The sequence below is a fragment of the Caballeronia sp. HLA56 genome (genome assembly GCF_054655155.1).
Genome location: NZ_BAAHOB010000004.1, coordinates 140309 through 157336, shown reverse-complemented (window position 1 = coordinate 157336; position 17028 = coordinate 140309). Strand labels below are relative to the sequence as shown.

At 63.3% G+C, this 17028-nt stretch carries 17 protein-coding genes; 5 read left to right on the top strand and 12 right to left on the bottom strand.

The annotated features are described in order from the left end of the window. Positions 1 to 41 precede the first annotated feature (41 nt). The 9 genes from ACYQ47_RS16735 to ACYQ47_RS16695 all read right to left on the bottom strand — a co-directional run bounded on the left by ACYQ47_RS16735 (position 42) and on the right by ACYQ47_RS16695 (position 9978). Positions 42 to 935 carry a type 2 periplasmic-binding domain-containing protein gene (locus ACYQ47_RS16735; RefSeq protein ID WP_459906070.1) on the bottom strand — a complete coding sequence of 298 codons (894 nt, stop codon included), beginning with the start codon at positions 933 to 935 and terminating at the stop codon, positions 42 to 44. Positions 936 to 983: 48 nt separating this feature from the next. Continuing rightward, positions 984 to 1832, bottom strand: a complete 849-nt coding sequence (locus ACYQ47_RS16730) for an amidohydrolase family protein (RefSeq protein WP_459906069.1) — start codon at positions 1830 to 1832, stop codon at positions 984 to 986. Positions 1833 to 1880: 48 nt separating this feature from the next. Further along, on the bottom strand, positions 1881 to 2852 hold the full coding sequence (locus ACYQ47_RS16725; protein ID WP_459906068.1) for an ABC transporter substrate-binding protein: 972 nt from the start codon (positions 2850 to 2852) through the stop codon (positions 1881 to 1883). Positions 2853 to 3007: 155 nt separating this feature from the next. After that, on the bottom strand, positions 3008 to 3622 hold the full coding sequence (locus ACYQ47_RS16720) for a c-type cytochrome (RefSeq protein WP_459906067.1): 615 nt from the start codon (positions 3620 to 3622) through the stop codon (positions 3008 to 3010). 11 nt (positions 3623 to 3633) lie between these two features. Then, entirely contained in the window at positions 3634 to 5583 is a 1950-nt protein-coding gene (locus tag ACYQ47_RS16715; RefSeq protein WP_459906066.1) for a thiamine pyrophosphate-binding protein, read from the bottom strand. Between the two features lie 135 nt (positions 5584 to 5718). Next, positions 5719 to 5874 (bottom strand): hypothetical protein, encoded by a 156-nt coding sequence (locus tag ACYQ47_RS16710; RefSeq protein ID WP_250469741.1) that lies wholly within the window; start codon positions 5872 to 5874, stop codon positions 5719 to 5721. A 129-nt stretch (positions 5875 to 6003) separates the two neighbouring features. Further along, a complete protein-coding gene (locus ACYQ47_RS16705) occupies positions 6004 to 6999 on the bottom strand; it encodes a LysR substrate-binding domain-containing protein (RefSeq protein ID WP_459906065.1) in 996 nt (331 codons plus the stop codon). Positions 7000 to 7194: 195 nt separating this feature from the next. After that, a complete protein-coding gene (locus ACYQ47_RS16700; protein ID WP_459906064.1) occupies positions 7195 to 8208 on the bottom strand; it encodes a porin in 1014 nt (337 codons plus the stop codon). A 537-nt stretch (positions 8209 to 8745) separates the two neighbouring features. Continuing rightward, positions 8746 to 9978, bottom strand: a complete 1233-nt coding sequence (locus tag ACYQ47_RS16695) for a LysR family transcriptional regulator (protein ID WP_459906063.1) — start codon at positions 9976 to 9978, stop codon at positions 8746 to 8748. A gap of 138 nt (positions 9979 to 10116) precedes the next feature. Here ACYQ47_RS16695 and ACYQ47_RS16690 point away from each other — a divergent pair, with 138 nt between their 5' ends. The 4 genes from ACYQ47_RS16690 (at position 10117) to ACYQ47_RS16675 (ending at position 14483) form a co-directional block, all read left to right on the top strand. Further along, positions 10117 to 10968, top strand: a complete 852-nt coding sequence (locus tag ACYQ47_RS16690) for an amidohydrolase family protein (RefSeq protein ID WP_459906062.1) — start codon at positions 10117 to 10119, stop codon at positions 10966 to 10968. A gap of 23 nt (positions 10969 to 10991) precedes the next feature. Next, a complete protein-coding gene (locus ACYQ47_RS16685; RefSeq protein ID WP_459906061.1) occupies positions 10992 to 11891 on the top strand; it encodes a substrate-binding domain-containing protein in 900 nt (299 codons plus the stop codon). An 82-nt stretch (positions 11892 to 11973) separates the two neighbouring features. Beyond that, entirely contained in the window at positions 11974 to 13329 is a 1356-nt protein-coding gene (dctA, locus tag ACYQ47_RS16680) for a C4-dicarboxylate transporter DctA (RefSeq protein WP_459906060.1), read from the top strand. Positions 13330 to 13478: 149 nt separating this feature from the next. Further along, complete coding sequence (locus tag ACYQ47_RS16675) at positions 13479 to 14483, top strand: porin (protein WP_459906059.1); 1005 nt, start codon at positions 13479 to 13481, stop codon at positions 14481 to 14483. A gap of 14 nt (positions 14484 to 14497) precedes the next feature. On the opposite strand, the gene ACYQ47_RS16670 is transcribed toward ACYQ47_RS16675, so the two are convergent. The 3 genes from ACYQ47_RS16670 to ACYQ47_RS16660 form a co-directional block, all read right to left on the bottom strand. Beyond that, positions 14498 to 15697: an MFS transporter gene (locus tag ACYQ47_RS16670; RefSeq protein ID WP_250469733.1), complete on the bottom strand. Its 1200-nt coding sequence runs from the start codon at positions 15695 to 15697 to the stop codon at positions 14498 to 14500. A 10-nt stretch (positions 15698 to 15707) separates the two neighbouring features. Then, positions 15708 to 16037 carry a hypothetical protein gene (locus ACYQ47_RS16665; RefSeq protein ID WP_459906058.1) on the bottom strand — a complete coding sequence of 110 codons (330 nt, stop codon included), beginning with the start codon at positions 16035 to 16037 and terminating at the stop codon, positions 15708 to 15710. Positions 16038 to 16098: 61 nt separating this feature from the next. Next, on the bottom strand, positions 16099 to 16551 hold the full coding sequence (locus tag ACYQ47_RS16660) for a MarR family winged helix-turn-helix transcriptional regulator (protein WP_459906057.1): 453 nt from the start codon (positions 16549 to 16551) through the stop codon (positions 16099 to 16101). Positions 16552 to 16683: 132 nt separating this feature from the next. On the opposite strand from ACYQ47_RS16660, the gene ACYQ47_RS16655 reads away from it, so the two are divergent. Further along, a complete protein-coding gene (locus ACYQ47_RS16655; RefSeq protein WP_459906056.1) occupies positions 16684 to 17019 on the top strand; it encodes a DUF4148 domain-containing protein in 336 nt (111 codons plus the stop codon). The last annotated feature ends 9 nt before the right edge of the window (positions 17020 to 17028 follow it).

Genomic DNA, 17028 nt, shown 5'->3' with positions numbered 1-17028 from the left:
CCGTCTGATTTTTTATTATCACTGCGCGCCCGTGCGCGGGTCTATCCGAGGCTGCCGGTCACCTCGTCGAACAGCTCGTCCACGGAAAAGCGGCGCGGGATGATCTTCTGGTCGAGCGCCCAGTCGATGGCGAGCTGGATGCCCTTGCGGTTCGCGTCCAGCCCGAACGGCGGGATCACGGCAGGCACGCCCTCGCCCAGTGCGCGGCTCTCCACGATCATCCGGTACAACTCGCGCACGATGTCCGGCCGCTCCTTCGACAGCCTCGCATGCACGACGAACATATGATTGATCGGCACCACGCCTTCGCGCGCGAACCAGTCCTTTGCGACGGCCTGGGCATCGGGCACCAGGGTCTTCACGCGCGGGTCCTTCGGCATGTCCTCGCCCGCCAGCACCGCCGCGAGTTCGCCGTCCAGCATCATCTGCCCGACCGACGATCCCTTCGGTAGCCGCTGGCAATTGGCCGGGTCCGTGTACTCGGCGAGATGCCCTTCGCCTTGCGTCATCCACTTGACCTTGTCGAGATCGACGCCGTATTCATGACGCAGGATGCCGCGAATCCACAGGCCTGTGGTCTGCGCATAGGTGCGCACGCCGACCCGCTTGCCCTCGATGTCCTTCGGGTCGAGATGACCCAGCTCACCGTTATAGCCCGCGCAATGATGCTGGAAGCGTCCCGAGATCGGCGCCGGAAGCAGCACGTAAGGCTTGCCGTAAGCCTTCGCTTGCAGATACGTGACGATGGCCAGTTCGCCGGCATCGAAGGCATTCTCGCGCAGCATCGGCTTGAAGCCGTCGTGCGCGCGCGCCGGGCCGCAGTAGTCGAGATTAACCACGCTCGACGACACGCGGCCGTCTCTCATCGCCTTCGTTGCCGCGTAGTCGGCCAGGTTCACCCGCAGCGTCGGCAGGTCGGTTTGAATCGTCGCCATCTGGTTGTTCCTCATGCTTCGTTCACTGGATATCTGTCGCCACGCCGCTCAGGCCAGCGCCGGATACAACTGCTGCGCCGTCTTGCCGAAGATCCACGCGCGGTCGTCGTCGTTCAGGCAGCGCAGGCCCGCTTCGGCCGTCGCGAGAATCTCGGGCAACGTGCCTGTCGAACTCGGGAAGTTCGAACCCCATGCCAGACGCTGCGCGCCGAACACTTCAATCAGGCGCGGGAAGAAAGTCTCTGCATTCGCTGCGCCCTTCTGCATGTCGTCGAAGATGCGCGGCGTCAGCTTCATGTAGATGTTCGTGAGCGGTGCGAGATCGAACATGGTCTGCGCCTTTGCGTAAGGCGCGCCGTCCGTCACGTCGGGGCGGCCGAGGTGATCGAGAATGATCTTCACGTTCGGGAAACGCCGCGCCAGATCGGCAACCTGCGGCAGGCCAATCGGACCTGTCTGGATGCACATCGGCAGATTCAGTTCCGCACAGGTTTCCCAGGCGGGCCACGCGCGCGGATCTTCGAGTTCGCGCGGATCGAAATCCTTCGTGCTGCCGCCCGTGAACATGCGCAGGCCCGCAAGGCCGCGCTCCACGCAGGCGCGAATGGTGCGGGGCGCATCGGGCAGCGTCACGTCGACGGAACCCACTGCAACGAGACGGTCTGCATAAGCCGCGCACGCATCGAGCACGTAGCTGTTGTCGAAGCCATATGTGGTCGATGAATGCACGACGGCGGCCTTCGCCACGCCGGCCTCGTGCATTGCCGCGATCAACGATTCGACCGTGGAAGGACGTTCCTTCGACCAGTCGGAACGCTTGCCGCCCAGCGGCGCGACGGGATAGCGCGCTGTATCGTCGCAGATGATGTGCGGATGAATATCAACGATGGATGCCATGAGTCGTTCTTTGATTCGATTGAATGGTTATTCGGTGGGGGCTTTGGATCAGGCAAGCGGATCGACGAACAGCTCGTCCATCGACATCCGGCGCGGCGTGAGCCGCTGCTCGAAGGCGGTCGCTTCCAGTGCCTCGATCGTCTTGCGATTCGCGTCGATTCCGTACGGCAACGGATCGTGCCCGACGATCTTGCGCAGTTCGAGATACGTCTTGTCGCTGGCGTTGGTGGGGTCGTTGGTGTCGAGATCGGCGAGCCATGCTTGCTTGGCCTGCTCGAATGCGTCGTAGAGCGACTTCGCCACCCACGGATGCTCGGCAAGCACCGAATCCTTCACGACGATCGTGCCGTGCATCGGATACACGCCCGTGCGGCGGTAGTAGTCGGCTTCGAGTTCGGCCGCGTTCGGCAGCAGGTGGGGATAGTCGGCTTCCACTTCCTGCCAGCCACCGTTCGGATTGCCGGTGCGACCGATGCCGGCATTCGCGGCAAAACCCGCCGCGAGTTCGCCCGACGCCATCAGGTCCGCCAGCGACTTGCCCTGCGGCGCGTGAATCACATTCGACGGAAGCTCGAGTTGCGTGACGTGTTCTTCGTCGTCGACGACCCAGGTGACCTTCGACGAATCAAGACCGAACTCGTCGATCAGCACCTGGCGCGTCCATACGCCGGTCGTGACGGAATACGCGCGCACGCCGACCTTCTTGCCTTCGAGATCCTTGGGTGTAGCGATGCCCGCATCGGGGCGCACGAGCAGGCCGCCATGATGAAAGCGCCGCATGACGAAGATGGGCAGCGCGACGAACGGCGCGCCATAGGCTCGCGCGATGATGTAGGTGGTCGGCGCCAGCTCGCACACGTCGAACTCGACATCGCGCACCATGCGGCGAAACGCGCCGATCTGCGGCTTGACGGTGACGATCTCCGCATCGACGCCTTCAATGGGAATCGAGCCGTTGCGAATGGCCGACGTATGCGGGTACTGGGCAATGGCGATCTTGAGCGGGACTTTCCTGGTCAACGGGGTCTCCTGTTGGATTCGAATGATGTTCGGGGACCGTCCAGCGATCCGGTCAAAAGATCATCGAATAGCGTGTCTTTCCCGTCTATTGAAATAACCCGTAGGTGCGTTAACCAATTGGTAAATGCTTCGGGATCCGACCATGTGCGTGTCTGTCAGCGCAACTGCGCAACATAGCGCGCCACGTCGCGCACGTCGTCATCGTTCAGGACGTGCGGATACCGGCGCGGCATGATGCCGGAGGGTTCGCGAATGCGCGCTTCGATGTCGCTCGTTCCATAGCGGCTCGCGATGCCGCGCAGCGCCGGTCCCACACCGCCTTCGCCGCCCGCGCCATGACATGCCGCGCAATTCGCCGCGTAAATGGTTGAGCCGTGTCCCGGTGCCACCGAGGCTTGCGGCGTCGGCGCCGCGCCGTCGTTGAGCAGCGCGATGCGCTCGGCTGACGGATTCGGCGGCAAGGAAGCGAGATAGGCGTGGATGCGGGCGATCTCGTCATCGGAGAGAATCCGCTTGCTGTAGACCGGCATTTCGCCCTTGGGATCGTGCACAGACGCCTGCATCGCCGACAACGCGATGGGATGCGGCGCGAGCGCCGGCCCGGTCGATGCGCTGCCTTGTCCCAGCACGCCATGACATTCGTAGCAACCCTTCTGCATGAAGAGCGCACGGCCGGTTTCAATATCGGCGCGAGCATCGGCGTGTGCTTCCGGCTTGGCGAGCACGATGAACGCAAGCGCCGCGATCAGCGAACGTGAATAGGGGGTCATCGCGGCAATCGTCATCGAGGTTGAGTCAGCACGTCGAGCAGCGCGGGCTTGCCGCTTCTGACCTGCGCCATCGCGCGTGTCAGGGCCGGCCCGAGATCGGCGGGATTGGAGATCGGGCCTTCCGCCCACACACCCATGCTCTTCGCCATCGACGCGTAATCGATCGGAGGATCCTGCAACACGGTGCCGATACGCCCGCGCTCCGGATGACGATCGCGCCGTCCCGCCATGCGCTGGATATGCATGGTCTCCTGATGCCACGCGCGGTTGTTGTGCATCACCATCAGCAAGGGCACTTGATGATGTGCCGCCGTCCACAGCACGCCGGGCAGCACCATCAAGTCGCCGTCGGTCTGGATGCTGACGGCGATGCGCCCGGCGTCGCGATGCGCGATCGCCGCGCCCACGGCGGCGGGTGCCGCATAGCCGACGCCATAGCCCCCGCCCGCGCCGATGAACTGATACGTCTTCGTAAAGTCCCACAGGCGATTGGGCCACTGGCTGCATGCGCCCGGCGGCGAAACGAGCGCCCAGTCGTCATGGCGGATGACGTTCCACACTTCCTGCGCGAGACGCGCCGTGCTGACCGGCGTGCCGTCCCATGCGCGCGTGGCGGCTTCCCGGGCGGCGTGCTGCATGCTGTCATGCGAGGCGCGCAGCGTCGCCGCGCGCGCTTCGACGGCCGTGCGTTGTGCGGCTGTCATCGTCGAACGGACAGCCTGTGTCAACGCGGGCATCGACGCCTCGGCATCCGCGCCGATGGGCGAGGTCGAAGCGTAATAACGCTCCGCATCCTGCATGTTCGACTTGCCGCAGAGATAGGACGTCGAGATGCTGATGACACGCACGTCCGGCTTCGCACGCCGCTTCGATGTGCGGCCGATCGTATCCGGCACGCTTTGCGTCAGTCCCCAGACATCGCCTACTTCGAGCGCGAGGATTACGTCCGCATCGGCCAGCAGGCGCGCCTGCATCGACGAATGATTGAGGGTGTGCCGTGTGGGAAAGTTCATGCGGCCGAGCAGGTCGATCACCGGCGCATTGAGCGATTCAGCGAGCGCGACCAGCGACTCCAGGCCCGCTTGCGTGCGCACCGCGCGATCCGCGACGATCACGGGCGCCTTCGCCGCGCACAGCATCGTGGCGGCGGCTTGCAAGGCATCCGCGCTTGCGGCGGGTGGCGACGCCTGGCGCAGCGGCGGCACCGCGATGTCATGCGGGTCCGCAATGGGCTGCTCCTGCAACTCGGCATCCGCGACGATCAGCACGGGCGCCATCGGCGGCGTGACGGACATCGTGCAGGCGCGCATGAACGATTCGGCGTAATGCTGGAGCGACACCGGATAGTCGTCGTACTTGGTGTAGTCGCGCACCAGTGCACCGAGGTCCTGCGCCGTGTGATACCACTCGACACCGGGCCGGCGCTTCGTTGCGTCGGCGATATTGCCGGCGATGACCACCATCGGCACGTGATCGCACCATGCGTTGTAGAGCGCCATCGACGCATGCTGCAAGCCCACCGTGCTGTGCACGAGACAGGCCATGGGCTTGCCCGCGACTTTCGCGTAGCCGTGCGCAATCGCCGCCGACGCTTCCTCGTGGGTGCATACGATCATCTGCGGATGCGTGTCGCCCGCGTAGTTCACGATCGACTCGTGCAGACCGCGAAAGGTCGAACCGGGCATCGTCGAGACATAGTCGATGCCCGCGATGCGCAGCAAATCCACCATGAAGTCGGAACCGGGATTGCCGATGTGCGCGGCATCCGTGGCAGGCGCTTCGTCGAGCGACGGTGCAACGACATCGCTTTGCGCTTCCGCCGCAATTAGCGCCGACGAGGGCCGGCTCACCGAAGACCGCTGAGGCGCACTGGATGTCGGCGTGGCCACCGCAGGCTTGACGAGCGCCGCCGCCGTGCCGGTGATGAGCGCGTCTTTCAGAAAGGTACGTCGGCCTGTCATGCAGGATCTCCTTTTTATAGTTTGTATCGTCGTGTATTGGCAGTGCGCGCAGGCATATGGAGACCGGCCGCGCATGCGCGCGGCGGAGATGAACGCTGGATGACGGGAACAGGAAGCGCCTTCGGACAGCGAAGGCTAGCGTCGCGGCTGGCTCAGATCGTCCATGCCGAAGATGTGGATTAACACCGGGAACTGTCCGGGCCACGCCCGCGCGAGTTCCATCGTGTTGCGCGCCGCCGTGCCGCACCATGCGGCCGCGCGACGCCATACGCTCATCATGGGGATGGGCATCCGTCTGTCTCCTGTTCGGTCAGTCGCCGGCGCGTCAACGCGCTCTTGATGCGAGTTCGATGAAGCCATCATCGCGCCGCATGCGTGTCCAGTCCATTGAATAAAAGGGCAGATGCCTTAACCTTCCGGTTAAGCCCCTTGACCGGACCCGGCATGCTCCGCCATCGCGGCAAGGTCGGCTTCATCCCTGACATCGGTCGGCGGACATTCGCGTTCGAGACATTGCAGCAGCAGCATGGCGCTCGGCGCGAGCGGCTTGTCGGCGCGCCAGATCACGCCCAGCGGACGCGTCGCGAGGTTCATGTCGAGCGGCAGCACATGAAACGGGCTGGCACCCGAATCGGGATAGATCATGTCCACGGTATGCAGCGCAATCGCGTCGTTGATCTGGATATAGGCGCGGATCAAGTGCGTCGAAAGGGTCTCGATGGTGTTCGACGGCATCGGCAGGCCATGGCGCGCCAGCGTGTTTTCGATCGGCTCGCGCAGCAGCGAACCCGAAGGCGGCAGGATCCACGGATAGTCTTTCAGGTCCGACCATTGCACGGTGCTTCGGCTTGCGAGCGGATGCTGCACGCCCGTGACGAGCTTGATCGGCGTGTTGATGAGCGCGCGTTCATGCAGGCCCACGGTGTCCGCGCGATTCGGCAGGCGGCCCACGATCATGTCGAGGTCGCCGCGCCGCAAGTCCTGCAACAAGGCGTTCATGCGGCCTTCGAGGATCGAGACGTTGGTCTGCGGCGCTTCCTGTTTCAGGCGCGCGAGGGCGCGGGGCATGAGGGTGGAAATGAGCGTCGGCAGTGCGCCCACGTGCACCTTGCCGGCGCTGCCGGTCTGCAGCGCCTTGATCTCTTCGGCAGTCTGGTTCAGGCTGCTCAGCACGGCGCGGGCGTGCCGCACCACGCATTCGCCATAGGCGGTGGGACGCAGGCCGTTGACGGTGCGTTCGAAGAGTTTGACGCCCAGCGCGCTTTCAATTTCGCCTAGTGCCTTCGATACCGCTGGAACCGTTATGTAAGAATTCGACGCCACTTGCCGCAGGTTGCGGAAGTCATAAATGGCGACGAGCAGGCGCAGATGACGCGCCTTCATGTTGACGCTCAAATACCAGTCCAGCTGACTCATAGTGTCTCCGATGCGCCCCGCGCATCGGACGATGACACGTTTCGGCGCTAGTCGTTCTGCGTGCGGCTTTCTGATCCCGCTGCCGCGTGATTCTTATGCCGCAGTTGTTCTGCGATGGCAAAGAATAACGCAGCAGGATAATGGAAACGACAGGGAACGTGCAGAACCAGCGCCGTAGATGCGCTGATCGGCATATCAGAAGCCATGGTTGATCCCCACGGTGAACGCGAGCTGATGCGGCTGCTGGGTTGCATTCAAGGTCTTGTTGGTGATGTAGGAGCCGGAGAACTCCGTGTAGTCGAATTCGGCGTAAAGCACGGTCTGCTTCGACAGCGAATAGGCAATGCTCGCCAGTCCCTGACTGCGCTTGCCGCCCGTATTCGGCAAGTCCGTGATGTAGTACGCGGCGCCCAGGCGTGTGTACGGCGTCAACTGATAGGTCAGGCCGCCCCAGTAGTTGAGCGTGCGCACGTCGCGGTTCGGCGCGGCCACGTCGAGGTTATCGTTCATGTAGCCGCCAGCGAACCGCAAGTCACCAAAGGTGAGTGCCGCGCCGAGCGTGTAGTAGTTGTCCGGCTGATAGGTCGTGCCTGAGAGCACCGAGCGATGGATATAGACACCGCCCACGTTCACCGGTCCCATTTTGTATTGCAGGCCCACGCCGCGCGCCGATCCCGCGTTGAAATCGCCCGCTACGCCGCCGAAGGAATTCTCCGCGCGGAAGCGGAACGGTCCATATGTACGGCTGTACTTGACGTCGTTGTTGAAGCGCGTGCCCGCGGTCGCGGGCGTGAGCGGCGTGATGCCGGGGTACTCGAAGTTGAAGGGATCGTAGTCATAGATCACATCATGCGCGATGGTGTACTGGCGGCCGAAGTCGAGCGACCCGAACCATCCGCCCAGGCCGACATACGCGCCCCGGTTGAACGCCACGTTATTCGTGTTGTCGTATGCGCCGTTGCCGAGATTGAAGCCGCTTTCGAGCCTGAAGTGCGCGTTATAGCCGCCGCCGAGATCTTCCTTGCCGATGAAATCGAGCCGGTTCGAGGTGAAGAAGCCATTCGAGTTCATCGAATACTGGCTGCCCAGTCCGGTGTGCGTATAGCGAATGCCGCCGTCTACCACGCCTGCCAGCGTGACATAGGATTGCGCGTGAGCCACGCCCGCGAACTGACAGGCGGCGAGAGCGAATATTAATTTCCCGATCATGGGATCTCTTCGATGAGGTGCGGTATTGCGTTCCCCACGCCGTCCATGCGACCTGGCCGGCCATGGAGCCGTCTGTCAGCCTTTCGGCGTGCTGCTCCGCTCTCTCTCGCGATGATCCTGTAAAGGTCTCGTGCGCTTGCTTGCATGCATGGCTTGTCTCCAATATGGCGCCTTGTTTCAGGCTTCTTTTTTTGCGGGCGTGAGTGCCCCTCACCGCCTTGTCGGGCAGTGAATCCTGCGTTGATGCGTGATGGGGATGCGAAGGCCAAGTGCCTCCGCGAGCGCACGTGTCAAGTCGTCAGCGTGCGATCGTGCGAAGCCCGTGCTTGTCTGCTCGTGAGGCTGCAACCGCTACATCCATGGGCTCGTGGCTCAAGACACGGACTTGCAACGCGGCTTGCAGCAAGTCGTCTGCGGCTTTCGATGCTTGCATCGTCTCATCGCGACCCGGCAGCGTCCATTGAATAAATTTCTCGACGCGTTAACCTTTGAGTAAAGGCATATGCCGGATTTGGTGCGGCACGTGGACGATCGCGCTTACGCGGGCAGCGCGCATTCTTCCCGCAGGCACTCGATGAACGCCTGCTGGACCGCGGTACCGAGCCAGTCGCTTCGCACCGTGTAGCCCACTGCGCGATCCGCCTCGGGCGTCGTCAATTCGAGCGCGACCATGTCGCTGCCGGGATAGGCCTCACGTATCTGCGAACGCGACAGCAAGGTAATGCAATCGCTCTCGACGAGCATCGCGATCATCATCGCGAGCGAGCTTGTTTCGACGACGAGCGGCGGCGTGGCGGGCAGGCGCGCGAAGAGGCGGTCGATCACCGCGCGGCGCGGCACATTGCGCTGCGGTACGACCCAGTCGTAGTCGGCGAGATGGTTGGGCATGATCGACTTCTGACGCGCAAGCTTATGCCCCTTGCGCACCGCGACCACATACGGGTCCGCGAACAGCTCGGTTTCCTGCACCGCGCCGGTGAGACGGGGCTCGCGCAAGCCGCCGACGATGATGTCGATGCCACCCGCGCGCAGATCGCGCAGCAGCGGTGCGTGCGAGCCTTCGTCCACGGTGATGCGGGCCGCTGGATAACGTGTGCGCAGCCGTTGAATCACGCGCGCGACGAGCTGCGGCGGCAACAACGGCAACACGCCGATGGCCACGCGCCCGGTGCGCTGGCCGCGCGCATAGGCGAGATCTTCGCGGGCCTGCGCGATCTCATACAGCGCGAGACTGAGCCGCCGCGCGAATTCGACGCCCGCTGGATTCGCCGCGACGCTGTGCACGCGCCGTCGATAGAGCGACACGCCGACGGTCTGTTCGATCTGCCGCGCCGCGCGATGCACGGCCGGCTGCGAGATGCCGAGCTGCTGCGCCGCCTCCGCCGCCGAGCCGGCCTGCGCAATGGCGATGTGGCAACGCACCTGCGCATCGGTGAGATGCCGGCAGATCGTCGCGCTCTGCGGGGAAGGTTCGTCATGGCCGGTCAAAGACGCGACCGCGCGCTCCATCTGATCGAGCATGCGCCGCGTGCGCCGTTGCAGGATGCGCCCTTCCACCGTCAGTTCGCTGCCGCCGAAGCCGCGGTCGAACAGTTGTCCGCCGAAGCTTGCCTCCAGCTTGGCAATGGCGACGCTCACTGCGGGCTGGGTGCGTCCGGCGCGCGCCGCCGCCTGTCCGATACCACCCGATTCGCAAACGGCATCGAACAGGAACAAGCGGCGCAAGCGCGTGAGATCGTCATTTGATGGGTCGTCTTCGCGGTTCGCCATGGCGTTCAACACTATGTGAAAACCCTTAGCTTAACCAGAATTTATGCCCAAGCGCAAAGTTCATATTGAGGGATTCGCTCGCAAGCGGCTTACAGTGACGTCCATTCCATTGCAAAAAGACATCCCTGGAGCCGCTTCATGTCCGTTGTCATCGACACTCACACTCACGCCATTTCCCCGGATACACAGCGTTTTCCGCTCGCGCCGGTGGGCGGCCACCAATCGGAATGGTCCGCGAAGCGCCCCGTCAGTTTCGAAGGCCTGCTGGCCTCGCTCGACGAAGCCGGCATCGACCGCGCCGTGGTCGTGCAGGCATCGACTGTGTACGGCAACGACAATAGTTATGTCGTGGAAGCGGTGCGCAGTCATCCGGATCGCTTCGCCGGCGTGTTCTCCATCGACGTGCTGGCGAACGACGCCGTCACGCAACTGAAACGTTGGCTCGACGCCGGCCTCTCCGGTTTGCGTCTCTTCACGACGGGCAGCACGATGCCGGGGCAAGCGGGCTGGCTCGATGACGAGCGCTCGTTCCCGGTGTGGGAATACGCGGAACGTCATGGGGTGTCGATCTGTCTGCAAATGACGGCGCAAGGCATTCCGGCGCTGCTGAACATGCTTGCGCGCTTTCCGAAGATCCGCGTGTTGCTCGATCACCTGGCGCGACCCGACCTCGCGGGCGGCGCGCCGTATGAGGCGGCTGCGCCGCTGTTCAGCCTTGCATCGCACGAGGGTGTGTATCTGAAGCTCACGAACCGCACGATCGCGGAAGCGTCGCGTGGCGCATCGACGCCGGCGGCCTTCTTCCCGCGCGTGCTCGACGCTTTCGGTGCACACCGTATCGCGTGGGGCTCGAATTTTCCCGCTGCGGAAGGCGCGCTGCCGCAACTGCTCGCCGATGCACGCGCCAGCCTCGCGATGTTGCCCAGCGATGCACAGCAAGCCATCTTCGGCGGCACCGCGCTGACCGTCTATCCGGCGCTGGCCGCCTGAATCCGCTTTCCGTGGGTCATAACATGCAACCGTTGCTGCTGAAAACCGCCCTGAAGACTTACCCGCACACGCGCGCGCTGAAGCGTGGCGAACTGACTGATCCCGCCGTGCAACTCGTGTTCGACGAGGTCGAGCCGATTCACGACGCGTTCGCGCCCATGGCGCGCCGCCAGGCTTATGACGTGAGTGAGCTGGCCATCGTCACGTATTTGCAGGCCAAGGCTTATGGCAAACCGCTCATCCTGCTGCCCGCCGTCGTGGCTGCGCGGTTCCAGCAAGGCTGCATTATTTATAATGCGCGGCGCGGCAAGCTCGATATCGAACATTTGTCGGGCAAGAAGATCGGCGTGCGCACTTATACGCAAACCACCGGCATGTGGGTGCGCGCCATTCTCTCGGACACGTACGGCGTGCCGGTCGAAGCGAACGAATGGATCACCATCGAAGGCGCTCATCTCGAAGAGTATGCGGATCCGTCATTCGTGCAACGCGCCGCGCCCGGCAAAAAACTGCTGCCGATGCTGCGGGCCGGTGAACTCGATGCCGCCATCCTCGGCAACGACCTGCCCGACGAAGCGGGTCTCGAACCGCTGATTCCGGATGCCGCGACGGCCGATCTCGCGTGGTACGCCGCGCATCGCTACGTGCCGATCAATCATGTTGTCGTCGTGACGCAAGCGCTGGCCGATGCGCATCCGCAAGCCGTGCGCGCCGTGTACGACCTGCTGTGCCGCGGCAAGGCCTCGGTGGCCGCGGAGAATGCGGGCAAGCCCGACAAGCTGCTGTTCGGTTACGACGCATTGCGCGCACCGCTCGAGGAAACGCTGGCCTTCTGCGAGGAACAAGGTCTGCTGCCACGCAAGCTGACCGTCGATGAAATCTTCGCGGACAGCGAACGCATGCTCGGCGACGCGGGACGCTGAACCGCATCGCACGCCGCCTTTCTATTTATTTCATTCCTAGAAGCGAATTTCAATTCGCCACCTGCACCGCAAGGAGACATTGATGAGCTTGCCCGGCAAGGCCGTCACGCAATCCAGGAAACGCCGGCCGTTCTATCACGACCTGTCCTTCCAGGTCCTCGCCGGCATGGCGCTCGGCATCGCCACAGGCTATCTGTTCCCGAAGTTCGGCATCAATCTGCAACCGGTCGGCGACGCCTTCATCCGCATCATCCAGATGCTGATCGGCCCGATCATCTTCTGCACGGTCTGCAGCGGCATCGCGGGCGTTAAGGACTTCAAGAAGGTGGGCCGCGTCGCGATCAAGGCGCTGTTCTACTTCGAAGTGGTCACGTCCCTCGCGCTGGCGCTCGGACTGGTCGTCATCAACGTGCTGAAGCCGGGCGTCGGCATGAACGTGGACATGCACAGCGTGCACTCCGCCGCCGTCGATGCGTATGTCGCCAAGGCCCATCATGTCGTCACCACGAGCGAGTTCCTGCTCAACGTGATTCCGCACACCGCCTTCAGCGCGTTCTCGGGCGGCGACGTGCTGCAGGTGCTGTTCTTCTCGGTCCTGTTCGCGTTCGGCCTCGCGGCTATCGGCGACCGCGCGAAGCCCGCGCTCGATTTCATCGACTCGGTCTCGGGCGCGCTGTTCTGGGTGATCGGCCTGACGATGAAGATCGCGCCCATTGCGGCATTCGGCGCCATCGCGTTCACGGTCAGCAAGTTCGGCTTCGGCACGCTGCTCTCGCTCGGCAAGCTGATCCTCGAGTTCTATCTGACCTGTGCGCTGTTCATCGTGCTGATCCTGTGGCCGATCGCCCGGCTGAACGGCTTCAGCCTGCTGCGGCTCATGCGCTATATCGGCGCGGAGTTGTTGCTCGTGATCGGTACGAGTTCCTCCGAAACCGTGTTCCCGCAATTGATCGACAAGCTGGAACGCCTGGGATGCGAACAGTCCGTGGTCGGTCTCGTGCTGCCGACGGCCTACACCTTCAATCACGACGGCACCTGCCTGTACTTCGCCGCTGCCGCCGTGTTCCTCGCCCAGGCCACCAACACGCCGATGGGCTGGCACGAACAACTGGTCCTGCTCGCGGTGCTGCTGCTCACCTCGAAAGGCGCGGCGGGCGTTTCCGGCGCGGCCATCGCGGTGCTCGCGGCGACGCTGGCCGCATCGAACACGATTCCTGTCGAGTCCATCGCACTGATCCTCGGCATCCACAAGGCCATGTCGAGTGCGTTCGTCTTCACGAACATCATCGGCAACAGCGTGGCGACGATTGTTGTCGCGAATTGGGAGAAGGCCCTCGATCGCGTGGCCCTGACGCGCGAACTGAAGTCCGGATTCCGTCCGTCCGACGTGCAGATCGGACCGATCAAGCAGGCGAGCGGCAGCTCTGCCGGTCACTGACTGACCACCGCCGGCATCGACTCGATTCCGGCGGATTATTTTCGGAAAGGACAGTTCCGAAAATAGTTAGTCATACCAATCGCAAAAAATTCTAATGAAGATGGAGGCACGTTGTGAAAAAGATAGCTTGGAAAAGGCTAGGACTGGGTATGTCCGCAGCCGCCGGAATGGTCTCGGCATTGCCCGTGCATGCGCAGACGAGCGTGACGCTGTACGGCACCGTGGATGGCGGCATCCGTCATCAGACCGACGCGGCCAAGGGCGGCGGCTCCGTGACCACGATGAATTCGAACGGTTACTACAGCTCCAACAAACTCGGCTTTCGGTTGAAGGAAGATCTGGGCGATGGCTGGAACGCGCATGCCCAACTGGAAAGCGGCTTCAACCTCGGTAACGGCCAGTTCGACAACACGGCCAACCGCGAATTCAACCGGCAGTCGTTCGTCGGTATCGGGCATCGGACTTACGGCTCGATCGATCTCGGCCGGCAGTACACGATCGCGCACGACATCATCAGCATTTACGATCCCTTCGGTTTTCACTTCACGCCGATCCTGCCGCTCACCGTCGCCTCCGACGGCACGCGCAACGACAACGACGTGAAATACAAAAACCGGATCGGTTCGTTGCTGTTTGAAGCAGACAACTCGTTTGGCGGGGTCGCGGGGAATTTCAGCAGCGGCGCGGCGCGTGCCGTGGGCATGAGCTACGCGGCGGGCGCCGTGGCCGTGGGCGGCGTGTATGGACACCGCAATGTGCTGAACGGCACGCGTTACCTGGGTGACAGTTACTACATGCTCGGCACCAGCTATGCGATCGGACCGGTCAAACTGTCCGGCGGCTTCATGGCAGAAGACCTGCAAGACCCCGCTGCGCCGCATACAGTGACGAACAATGCGTTCGGCGGGCTGTCATGGACGGTGACGCCCTTTATCGTGTTTCGCGGCGGCTATTACCAGACCAACGTCTCCACCGACAAGGCCGGACGCCGCAGATTGTCTGTGCTGTCGCCGGCCTATCTGCTGTCCAAGCGCACGACGCTCTATGCCGAAGCCGACTACACGTCCTATCGCCACGCTGTGGTCAGCACGCTGAACCCGGCCGGGGCGAACAGTCAGACTGCATTCACCATCGGTATCGATCATCTGTTCTGAAGTGACACGCGCTGTTAACGCCGGATGCGGGACGCCGCATAGCCGCCTATCGATACGGCGGCGAACCCTGACAGCGCGCCGATCCCCAATGCCCAGCGCGGCCCCAGGTGGTTGGCGACCCACCCGACCACGGGCGCGCCAACAGGCGTACCGCCCAGCGCAATGGCCAGCCGCAGCGCCATGACGCGCCCCCGCATCGCGGGTTCGGTCGAGATCTGCATCAGACTGTTCGTGGTGTTCGTAAAAGTGAGCGCCGCCACGCCGATCACGACCAGCGCACCAGCGAACAGCCAGTAAGTCGGCGCAATGGCGGCGAGCGTGCAGCCCACGCCGAACATGCCTGCTCCGGCCAGAATGGCGCCGAAGCGCGGCCGGCCGCGCCCTGCCGCGAGCAAGGCGCCCGATATCGTGCCGATCGCCATGAACGACGAGAGCAGGCCGTAGCCGCGCGCGTCGGTATGGAAAACGCCGACGGCCATCGTCGAAATGAAAATCGGAAAGTTGAGACCGAAGGTGCCGATCAGGAACAGCATGACGAGAATCGCCTTCAGATCCGGGCGTGACCACGCATAGCGGAAGCCTTCGGACATGCCCTTCCGGGCGCGCCCGGCGCGCGCGCTTTCGCGCAGCTCGGACGTGCGGAACCACGACATCGAAACCAGCACGGCGACGAAGCTGACACCGTTGACGAGAAACGCCCAGCCCGTGCCCACCGAGCCGATGACCAGCCCCGCCACCGCCGGTCCGATCATCCGTCCCGCGTTGAACGACGTGGAGTTGAGCGCCACTGCGTTGTGCAGGTCCGCGTCGCCCACCAGCGAGCCGACGAAAGTCTGCCGAACGGGCCCATCGAAAGCCGATGCACATCCGAACAGCAGCGCGAACACATACACATGCCACAGCACGACGACGCCGGCAACTGTCAGCACGCCCAGCGCCAGGGCCAGCGCGCCCATGGTCGCCTGGGTGAACATCAGCAACTTGCGCTGGTCGTAGTGATCCGCCGCATAACCCGTCCACGGCAGCAGGACGATCTGCGGCCCGAACTGAAGCGCCATCACGGTGCCAACCGCCGACGCGTTGTGATGGGTCAACTGCGTCAGGACGAGCCAGTCCTGCGCGGTGCGCTGCATCCAGGTGCCGACGTTCGATACGAGCGCGCCGGCCGCCCACAGGCGATAGTTGAAGACCTTGAGGGAACGGAATGCCTGCACTGCTTGAACCTCACGTCCGCGTAGTCATCCGGCCACCGTGGAAGCGGCCAAAGTACGTGGCCAGGAACAACCCGATGGCCAGCATGCCGAGGCCGAATGCCAGGGCGTCGACGGTGTTATGAAAATCGAAATGACCGACGTGACACACCAGCCCATAGCCGATGACGAGATTGAAGAAGCCCCACACCACATTCACCGTGGATGAGGAAAGCCCTTGGCCGGGTGGTGTGGCAAAGGGACTCTGGAACGGTTCGCCGCGTACGCCGCTGAGCAGATGTGGCAACGCGTTGCAAAAAAAGACGCCACCGAAGAACCAGGCGATGAGATCGAACCATTCCATTTTTTTCGAACGCCTTGTGTGGTGAGAGGGGCCTTCCGGAGACGCATGAAGACAAGCAGGTTCACTCGTCCACCAGCCGCGCGAGCAATGCCACGGCGGCGGCGATTTGCGCCTGCTCGGTGGAGGACAGCCGCGCGCGGATGGTGCGGGACAACCAGTCCTGCCGCGCGCTGCGCCCTTTGCGGATCATCGTGAGGCTGGTTTTGGTGAGGGACAGGTTGGTGCGGCGTCCGTCGTCCGGGTCCGGCGTGCCCGCGATATGCCCGCCCGCAACCAGCGCCGCAACCGCCGTTCCCATGGATTGCGTGCGAATGCCCTCGGCTTGTGCGAGTTCCGATACGGAGGCCGGGCCATCTCGCTCCAGACGCAGCAGAACGGCAGTCTGCGTGCCGGTCAGATCGCCGTAAGTCGACTGTGCGCGCATGTTGCGTTTCAGCCTGGAGACGACGGAACGCAGCGCGGACGCGAGTTCGTCGGCGCTGTCGGGTTGTGAGCTTGCGGGTTGTGCGGCCATGTCGTCACTCTGACACATGCAAAGCAGACTGCCAAGATAACTTACCAATTGATGCCGGCCAGAGACCTGAACGCCCTTAACCAAACCGTCAACTCACACACCGAAAAATTCAATAGAGTAGGTAATTACCCTATGGTGAAATACGACCTGTCGCCGCCGAACAGTCATGCGGCTCTCATCAAGCAGAAAGGTCAAATCATGAAACTCGCCCTCCACGCCGTATTGGTCGCCGCCGCCATCCTCGTTCCCGCAGCCGCCTTCGCTCAGTCGAGCGAGCCTCTCACGCGCGCTCAGGTTCGGGCAGAACTCGTGCAACTCGAGAAGGCCGGCTATAACCCGCTCAGCAACTGCGACGGCAATTGCCCGGACAGCCTCCAGCGCGCCGAAGCCACCCTGATGCGCAGCCGGAATGACGCGGCTGCCGCTTACGGCCCGGCGTTCGACGGCACGCAGCAAGCCGGCCGATGAGCCCGGCGC

Excerpts from the sequence above, each read along its gene's own strand:
- ACYQ47_RS16655 (WP_459906056.1), top strand. The coding sequence starts at position 16,684 with ATGGTGAAATACGACCTGTCGCCGCCGAACAGTCATGCGGCTCTCATC.
- dctA (WP_459906060.1), top strand. The coding sequence starts at position 11,974 with ATGAGCTTGCCCGGCAAGGCCGTCACGCAATCCAGGAAACGCCGGCCG.
- ACYQ47_RS16710 (WP_250469741.1), bottom strand. The coding sequence starts at position 5,874 with ATGCCCATCCCCATGATGAGCGTATGGCGTCGCGCGGCCGCATGGTGC.
- ACYQ47_RS16720 (WP_459906067.1), bottom strand. The coding sequence starts at position 3,622 with ATGACCCCCTATTCACGTTCGCTGATCGCGGCGCTTGCGTTCATCGTG.
- ACYQ47_RS16735 (WP_459906070.1), bottom strand. The coding sequence starts at position 935 with ATGGCGACGATTCAAACCGACCTGCCGACGCTGCGGGTGAACCTGGCC.
- ACYQ47_RS16700 (WP_459906064.1), bottom strand. The coding sequence starts at position 8,208 with ATGATCGGGAAATTAATATTCGCTCTCGCCGCCTGTCAGTTCGCGGGC.
- ACYQ47_RS16660 (WP_459906057.1), bottom strand. The coding sequence starts at position 16,551 with ATGGCCGCACAACCCGCAAGCTCACAACCCGACAGCGCCGACGAACTC.
- ACYQ47_RS16730 (WP_459906069.1), bottom strand. The coding sequence starts at position 1,832 with ATGGCATCCATCGTTGATATTCATCCGCACATCATCTGCGACGATACA.
- ACYQ47_RS16685 (WP_459906061.1), top strand. The coding sequence starts at position 10,992 with ATGCAACCGTTGCTGCTGAAAACCGCCCTGAAGACTTACCCGCACACG.
- ACYQ47_RS16675 (WP_459906059.1), top strand. The coding sequence starts at position 13,479 with ATGTCCGCAGCCGCCGGAATGGTCTCGGCATTGCCCGTGCATGCGCAG.
- ACYQ47_RS16705 (WP_459906065.1), bottom strand. The coding sequence starts at position 6,999 with ATGAGTCAGCTGGACTGGTATTTGAGCGTCAACATGAAGGCGCGTCAT.
- ACYQ47_RS16690 (WP_459906062.1), top strand. The coding sequence starts at position 10,117 with ATGTCCGTTGTCATCGACACTCACACTCACGCCATTTCCCCGGATACA.
- ACYQ47_RS16665 (WP_459906058.1), bottom strand. The coding sequence starts at position 16,037 with ATGGAATGGTTCGATCTCATCGCCTGGTTCTTCGGTGGCGTCTTTTTT.
- ACYQ47_RS16695 (WP_459906063.1), bottom strand. The coding sequence starts at position 9,978 with ATGGCGAACCGCGAAGACGACCCATCAAATGACGATCTCACGCGCTTG.
- ACYQ47_RS16715 (WP_459906066.1), bottom strand. The coding sequence starts at position 5,583 with ATGACAGGCCGACGTACCTTTCTGAAAGACGCGCTCATCACCGGCACG.